The following is a 434-nucleotide window of genomic DNA, read 5'->3' on the forward strand; positions in this document are numbered from 1 at the left end:
CTTCATGTCATGCCGGAGTTCCATGTTTTGGCATATGGAACCGAAATGCTCGCGGATACCGAGGAGAGATTCGTTCAGGTCAACAGGGAGCGTGCAGAAGCCTTTCTCGTGGCTGTCACGAAGGCCGCAAGCCAAGCGGGCGTCATATGCGAAACGGTTGCCACCACCCGCGCTCATCCTTATGAAGCGATCATCAGCACCGCCATCGAGCGAAATTGTGACCTGATTGTCATGGCGTCCCACGGACGCAGCGGTGTGCGTGGCCTGTTGATCGGCAGCGAGACACAGAAGGTACTGACCCATAGCGCTATTCCCGTTCTGGTGGTGCGGCAGTCGACACATACGGGCGTAGTGGGCGAAGTAGGAGCCCGCAAGCAATCGACAACATCGAAGTCTTCGTCGCCTCATGGATTCATCATCGGGCGAATTCCGCT

General features: G+C 56.9%; 1 protein-coding gene. It reads left to right on the forward strand.

The window, feature by feature from the left end:
* Positions 1 to 45: 45 nt before the first annotated feature.
* Positions 46 to 434, forward strand: a 389-nt coding sequence (locus P0D80_RS51245; protein ID WP_408296633.1) for a universal stress protein, incomplete at its 3' end; no start/stop codon positions are given.

The sequence above is a fragment of the Paraburkholderia sp. RL17-373-BIF-A genome (genome assembly GCF_046030175.1).
Taxonomy (GTDB): Bacteria; Pseudomonadota; Gammaproteobacteria; order Burkholderiales; family Burkholderiaceae; genus Paraburkholderia.